This window comes from Pseudomonas donghuensis (genome assembly GCF_000259195.1).
In the GTDB taxonomy this organism is placed as follows: domain Bacteria; phylum Pseudomonadota; class Gammaproteobacteria; order Pseudomonadales; family Pseudomonadaceae; genus Aquipseudomonas; species Aquipseudomonas donghuensis.
The window spans coordinates 135818-141817 of sequence record NZ_JH650761.1; the positions used below are offsets into that span (position 1 = coordinate 135818).

Below are 6000 nucleotides of genomic sequence, written 5' to 3' on the forward strand. Positions count from 1 at the left end.
AAGAGGGAAAAAGCATGGGTCAGGGCTGGCCGTAGTCACGGGCACCGAACAGCGCGGTGCCGATACGCACCCAGGTCGCGCCCTGGGCAATCGCGGCTTCCAGGTCATGGCTCATGCCCATGGACAGGGTGTCGAGGTCCAGGCCAAGGCTCGCCTGCAGTTGGCGCACCCGGGCGAAGGCGGCTTGTTGGGCGGCCTCGTTGTCGGTCGGCTCGGGAATCGCCATCAGCCCGCGCAGGCGCAGGCGTGGCAGCGCGGCGATGGTGCGGGCCAGCGCCGGTAGCTCCTCGGGGGTGCAGCCGGACTTGCTCGCTTCGCCACTGACGTTGACCTGCAGGCAGATATTCAACGCTGCAAGGTGGTCGGGGCGTTGCTCGGACAGGCGTTGGGCGATTTTCAGGCGGTCCACGGAATGTACCCAGTCAAAGTGCTCGGCAATCGCACGAGTCTTGTTCGACTGAATGGGGCCGATGAAGTGCCAGGTCAAGGGCAGGTCGGTCAATTCGCCCTGTTTGTTCAAGGCTTCCTGCAGGTAGTTCTCACCGACATCGCGCACCCCGGCGGCGAAGGCTTCGCGCACGGCGGCGGCGGGTTTGGTCTTGCTCACGGCCAGCAGCTGGACGGCCGAAGGCTCGCGCCCGGCGGCCAGCGCGGCGGCACGGATGCGTGCGGCGAGCGTGGAAAGGTTGTCTGCTATGGTGGACATTGATCGATGCCAGCGGCTCTTTGGGTCTGCGGCATTCTACCTGCTTGGCGGTCTTTGGGGAGTCTCATGGATGTGACTGAACTGCTGGCGCTGGCGGTACGGGCCGGTGCCTCCGACCTGCACCTGGCGGCGGGCGAAGTACCGGCGCTGCGTCTTGAGGGGCGCTTGAGCCCGCTGTCGCTGCCGCTGCTGACGCCGCAACACATGGGTGAACTGCTCGCGCAAATCATGTCTGAGGCGCAGCAAAAGGATTTTGAAACACATTTGGACGTCGACTTTGCCTTCGCCGTGCCAGCATTGGCGCGCTTTCGGGTCAATGTGTTCCAGCAGTTGCAGGGCGCTGCGGCGGTGCTGCGGGTGATTCCGGCGCAGGTCAGCAGCCTGGCCGAGCTGGGTCTTGGGGATGTGTTTCGACAGATTGCCGAGCTGGCGGGCGGGCTGGTGCTGGTCACCGGGCCCACCGGTTCGGGTAAGTCAACCACCCTCGCGGCCCTGGTCGATCACCTGAACCGCGAGCGGCCATTGCATATCGTCACCCTCGAGGACCCCATCGAGTTTATCCACAGCTCGCAGCGTAGCCGGATCAGTCAGCGCGAGATCGGCCGGCACAGCCATGGTTTTGCCCAGGCATTGCGTGCGGCGCTGCGTCAGGACCCGGATGTGATCATGCTCGGTGAGCTGCGCGACCCGCAGACGATACGCCTGGCGCTGACTGCGGCGGAAACCGGGCACCTGGTGCTGGCCACGGTACACACCGGGTCGGCGGCGAAAACCATCGATCGCCTGGTGGATGTGTTTGCCGCCGAGGAGAAGCAACTGGTGCGCGCGATGCTGGCCGAGTCGCTGCAGGCGGTGGTCTCGCAGGTATTGGTCGAGCGTGTAGGCGGTGGGCGGGTGGCGGCCCATGAGATCCTGCTGGCAACGCCGGCAGTGCGTAACCTGGTCCGTGAGGGCAAGGTGGCGCAGCTCAATTCGGCGATTCAGACAGGTGGGGCGCAGGGCATGCAGACCCTGGACGGATGTCTGCAGGGCCTGGTGCGGCAAGGGCTGGTCAGCCCCGACAGCGCTCGTGAGCGGGCGTCGGGACGTTTCTAGCGCTTGGCCAGGGCCAGTTGCTGGCTTTTTGGCAGGACGCGTTTGGCAACCACGTAGCGGCTTTGCCAGTAAGGTTTGTTCAGGGTGTCGATGCTGACCCGCTTGCCGGTGCGCGGCGCGTGGATGAAGCGGTCGTTACCCAGGTAGATGGCGACGTGGTTGACCCGGCGGCTCTTGATGTTGAAGAAGATCAGGTCGCCCGGCTTGAGGTCGTTGCGGTCGACCTTGATGCCGTGGCCGCTGGCCATGGCGTTGGAGGTGCGTGGCAGGTCGACTTCATCGATGTCATTGAAGGCGTACTTGACCAGGCCGCTGCAGTCAAAGCCCTTGCTCGGGCTGCTGCCGCCCCAGCGGTACGGGGTGCCGAGCACGTTGACCGCACGGCTGAGCACATCGCTGCTCTGCTGCGGCGACATGGCCGCGGCGACCGGTAGCGGCTTGCTCGAACGGGCGCTGCGCTTGGGGCTGTGCTGGATGTTGCTGCTGACGTTCTTGTATGGACGTGCAGCAGTGGAATTGGAGGTATACCCGGAGAAACCGTTGGGTAGCCGTTGCTCACGATTGGTGGCGTGGGCGGCCAGTGGCAATAATAGGCAGATGGTCAGCCATGTCTTGAAAAAAGGACGCATAGGCAGGGCTCTAGGTAGGTTAGCGCGCAACTTTATAACAGCTTTTTGATCAAATTCTGATCCGTTGGTCGATTCCAGGTGCCGGCAAAAACCGCCAGAAGCGGCGATTGGCCTGCATTTGAAAGGCGTGGGCCAGACAGGATAGGGGTTTGCGGCGGGCGGGGTGGCAAATGACCACACGTCGGGTCGCCAGAGAAAAGTCACATTTTTCTTTAGAAAATTTATCGATAACCCACAGGGGCTATGAATGAACAGTTATCAACAGGGCAGTCAGTTGCACGACACCCACAGCAAAGTGATCGGTTATCTGCTGTGGATTTTTGGCTTCACCGGCGCGCACCGCTTCTACTACGGCAAACCGGTCACCGGCACCCTCTGGTTCTTCACCTTGGGCCTATTGGGCATTGGCTGGCTGATCGACCTGTTCCTGATCCCGGCGATGGACCGCGAAGCCGACCTGCGCTTTCAGCCAGGTCCACTGGACTACAGCCTGGCGTGGATCCTGCTGACCTTCCTGGGGGTGTTTGGCGTGCACCGCATGTACCAGGGCAAGTGGATCACTGGCCTGATCTACCTGTGCACCGGCGGGCTGTTTCTGGTGGGTGTGCTGTATGACTTCTGGACGCTCAATACCCAGGTGTCACTGGCCAACGCCCAGCGGCGTTAAAGCCTGAGGCCTTGTCGCAGTGCGCTGCGACAAGGCCTTGGGGCGGGGTTACTGGCGGGTCTGGCGTTGCTGCAACAGCAAGTTGCTGAAGCCGCTGCCGGCCAGTTGCTTCTGCGCCACGGTCAGCTGTTCACGGTTGCTGAACGGGCCAACCAGTACGCGGTACCAGGTTTCTTCCTTGACCGTTCCGGATTCCACCTTGACCGCCTGGCCAAGCAGGATGATCTGCGCGCGAACCTTGTCGGCATCCGCCTGCTTGCGGAACGAACCGGCCTGCAGGAAGAACTGGGTGGTCGCTGCTGGCTTGATCACCGGTGGCGCCGGTGGCGGGGTCAGGCCGTTCAGCGCCGCCTGGGCCCGGGCGGTGTCGATCTTCGCCGCTTCCGCCGGGGTTACCGGTGGTTGCGCCGGTACCGGCGGGGTTTTCTCCGGCACCGCTTCAGGCGGCACGATCACTTCCGATTCCGGCAGCAGGGTATAGAAGTCGTACTTCGGTTTTACCGGCTGCTGCGGGCTTGGCGTGGTCTTGTTGGCCTCGGCGACCTTCTCGGCCTTCTGCTGCTCGGGCTTGCTGCGCTTGACCTCGTCGTTGCCGGGCTCGAGCTTCATCAGGAAAACGACAAAGGCGCCCACCGACAGGCCGATCGCCAGCCACAGCCAGCCCGGGATCGGTTGCTTGGCAGGTGGCTGATAGCGACTGGCGCCGCGCTTGGGTGCGGGTTTTTTCTTGGCAGCCAACTTACATGCGCTCCAGGGTTTCCAGGCCGAGCAGTTCCAGACCTTGCTTGAGGGTGCGGCCAGTCAGGGCCGCCAGACGCAGGCGGCTCTGCTGTTGTTCAGGGGTGTCGGCGGCGAGGATCGGGCAGTTCTCGTAGAAGCTGGAGAACAGGCCGGCAACGTCGTACAGATAGGTGCACAGCACGTGCGGCGTGCCTTTTTCGGCGACGTTGTTCAGGATCTCGCCGAACTGCGCCAGGCGCGCGGCCAGGTCCTGCTCCTGTGGCGCTTGCAGGATGATCTGGCCGTCGACTTCATCGAAGTCCTTGCCCAGCTTGCGGAACACGCCGGCAACGCGGGTGTAGGCGTACAGCAGGTAAGGCGCGGTGTTGCCTTCGAAGTTGAGCATCAGCTCGAAGTTGAAGCTGTAGTCGCTGGTGCGGTGCTTGGACAGGTCGGCGTACTTCACCGCGCCAATCCCCACCACTTCGCCGATGGCGCGCAGGTCGGCCTCGGCCAGCTCCGGGTTCTTCTCCTTGACCAGGGCGTAGGCACGTTCCTTGGCTTCGGTGAGCAGGTCGATCAGCTTCACCGTGCCGCCGTCGCGAGTCTTGAACGGGCGGCCGTCGGCACCGTTCATGGTGCCGAAGCCCATGTGTTCCATCTGCATCGGGTGGCCGACGAAACCGGCGCGGCGGGCCACTTCGAAGACCTGGTTGAAGTGCAGGGCCTGGCGCTGGTCGACAAAGTACAGGGCGCGGTCGGCCTTGAGCACGTTGCTGCGGTAGCGCACGGCGGCAAGGTCGGTGGTGGCGTACAGGTAGCCGCCGTCGGCTTTCTGTACGATCACTGGCAGCGGCTCGCCTTCGGCGGTCTTGAACTCTTCAAGGAACACGCACTGGGCGCCCTTGCTCTCGACCAGCAGGCCCTTGGCCTTGAGGTCGTTGACGACATTGGCCAGGTCATCGTTGTAGGCGCTTTCGCCCATAACGTCGGCCATGGTCAGCTTGACGTTGAGCAGCTCGTAGGTCTTCTGGCAGTGCGACAGCGAAATATCCTTGAAGCGGGTCCACAGCTTCAGGCATTCCGGGTCGCCGGCTTGCAGCTTGACCACCAGGCCGCGAGCGCGGTCGGCGAACGCTTCGGATTCGTCGAAGCGTTTTTTCGCCGCACGGTAGAAGTTTTCCAGGTCCGACAGCTCGTCGCTGGTGATCGGGTTTTCCTGCAGATAAGCCATCAGCATGCCGAACTGGGTGCCCCAGTCGCCGACGTGGTTCTGACGGATCACGTCATCGCCGAGGAACTCCAGCACGCGCGACACGGCGTCACCGATGATGGTCGAGCGCAGGTGGCCAACGTGCATCTCCTTGGCCAGGTTCGGTGCCGACAGGTCGACCACCACCTTCTGCTGCGGGCCGGCTTTCTTCACGCCCAGCTTGGCGTCGGCCAGGGCCGCATCCAGGCGCGAGGCCAGGGCCTGGGTATTCTGGAAGAAGTTGAGAAAGCCCGGGCCGGCAATCTCGACCTTGCTGACCTGCTCGTCGGCAGGCAGGGCGGCGATGAGCTTCTCGGCCAGGTCGCGCGGCTTCATGCCGGCAGGCTTGGCCAGCATCATCGCGATGTTGCTGGCGAAGTCGCCGTGAGTCTTGTCCCGGGCGTTCTCCACCTGGATCGCCGGCGTCAGCCCTTCAGGCAGCACACCGTCGGTGACGAGTTGGGTGAGGGCTTGCTGGATCAGCTGGCGAATGGTGTCTTTCATGGGCTTCTCTTTCGACCGCAAGCGCGGCGGCGCTTCGATGCGCAGGTGGAAAAACTGGACATTATCCGTTGCCGGGGCGAGGTTGCCAACCTTTGGGGCGCTATCGCGGGGCAAGCCCGCTCCTACAGGGGTGTGTAGGAGCGGGCTTGCCCCGCGATGGATCAGTACAAATCCACCGGATCGACATCCAGCGACCAACGCACCTGGCGCCCGGACGGCATCTGCTCCAACACTAGCAACCAGGCGCTGATCAGTCGATGCAAAGGTGCCCGGGCATTGGCCTGGAGCAACAATTGCGCGCGAAACCGCCCCGCGCGGCGCTCCATCGGCGCCGGTACCGGGCCGAGCAGCTCGATACCGTGCAGGCCCTGTTCGGCCAATAACTGTTCGGCGGCGCTGCAGGCTTCATCGAGAAAACCCTCGGCTT

At 63.5% G+C, this 6000-nt stretch carries 6 protein-coding genes and 1 pseudogene; 2 read left to right on the forward strand and 5 right to left on the reverse strand.

Going from position 1 to position 6000, the window contains the following annotated elements; all coding sequences use genetic code 11:
- Positions 1–19: 19 nt before the first annotated feature.
- Positions 20–706: a YggS family pyridoxal phosphate-dependent enzyme gene (locus UW3_RS0109780; protein WP_010222211.1), complete on the reverse strand. Its 687-nt coding sequence runs from the start codon at positions 704–706 to the stop codon at positions 20–22.
- A 66-nt stretch (positions 707–772) separates the two neighbouring features.
- On the opposite strand from UW3_RS0109780, the gene UW3_RS0109785 reads away from it, so the two are divergent.
- Positions 773–1801 (forward strand): type IV pilus twitching motility protein PilT, encoded by a 1029-nt coding sequence (locus UW3_RS0109785; RefSeq protein ID WP_010222213.1) that lies wholly within the window; start codon positions 773–775, stop codon positions 1799–1801.
- On the opposite strand, the gene UW3_RS0109790 is transcribed toward UW3_RS0109785, so the two are convergent.
- Positions 1798–2508, reverse strand: coding sequence for a C40 family peptidase (locus tag UW3_RS0109790; RefSeq protein ID WP_374045260.1), 711 nt, complete (start codon positions 2506–2508; stop codon positions 1798–1800). The genes UW3_RS0109785 and UW3_RS0109790 overlap by 4 nt on opposite strands.
- 169 nt (positions 2509–2677) lie before the next feature.
- On the opposite strand from UW3_RS0109790, the gene UW3_RS0109795 reads away from it, so the two are divergent.
- Positions 2678–3097, forward strand: a complete 420-nt coding sequence (locus UW3_RS0109795; RefSeq protein WP_010222217.1) for an NINE protein — start codon at positions 2678–2680, stop codon at positions 3095–3097.
- A gap of 48 nt (positions 3098–3145) precedes the next feature.
- Here UW3_RS0109795 and UW3_RS0109800 read toward each other — a convergent pair whose 3' ends face one another.
- From UW3_RS0109800 to UW3_RS29060, 3 genes and pseudogenes are all read right to left on the reverse strand, one after another.
- On the reverse strand, positions 3146–3835 hold the full coding sequence (locus tag UW3_RS0109800) for an SPOR domain-containing protein (protein WP_010222218.1): 690 nt from the start codon (positions 3833–3835) through the stop codon (positions 3146–3148).
- A gap of 1 nt (position 3836) precedes the next feature.
- Positions 3837–5573 (reverse strand): arginine--tRNA ligase, encoded by a 1737-nt coding sequence (gene argS / locus UW3_RS0109805; RefSeq protein WP_010222220.1) that lies wholly within the window; start codon positions 5571–5573, stop codon positions 3837–3839.
- Between the two features lie 161 nt (positions 5574–5734).
- A pseudogene (locus tag UW3_RS29060) lies at positions 5735–6000 on the reverse strand (primosomal protein N'); the annotation flags it as partial.

Bases quoted from the DNA above. Each gene is read 5' to 3' on its own strand.
- UW3_RS0109780 (WP_010222211.1), bottom strand. From the start codon at position 706: ATGTCCACCATAGCAGACAACCTTTCCACGCTCGCCGCACGCATCCGT.
- UW3_RS0109785 (WP_010222213.1), top strand. From the start codon at position 773: ATGGATGTGACTGAACTGCTGGCGCTGGCGGTACGGGCCGGTGCCTCC.
- UW3_RS0109795 (WP_010222217.1), top strand. From the start codon at position 2,678: ATGAACAGTTATCAACAGGGCAGTCAGTTGCACGACACCCACAGCAAA.
- argS (WP_010222220.1), bottom strand. From the start codon at position 5,573: ATGAAAGACACCATTCGCCAGCTGATCCAGCAAGCCCTCACCCAACTC.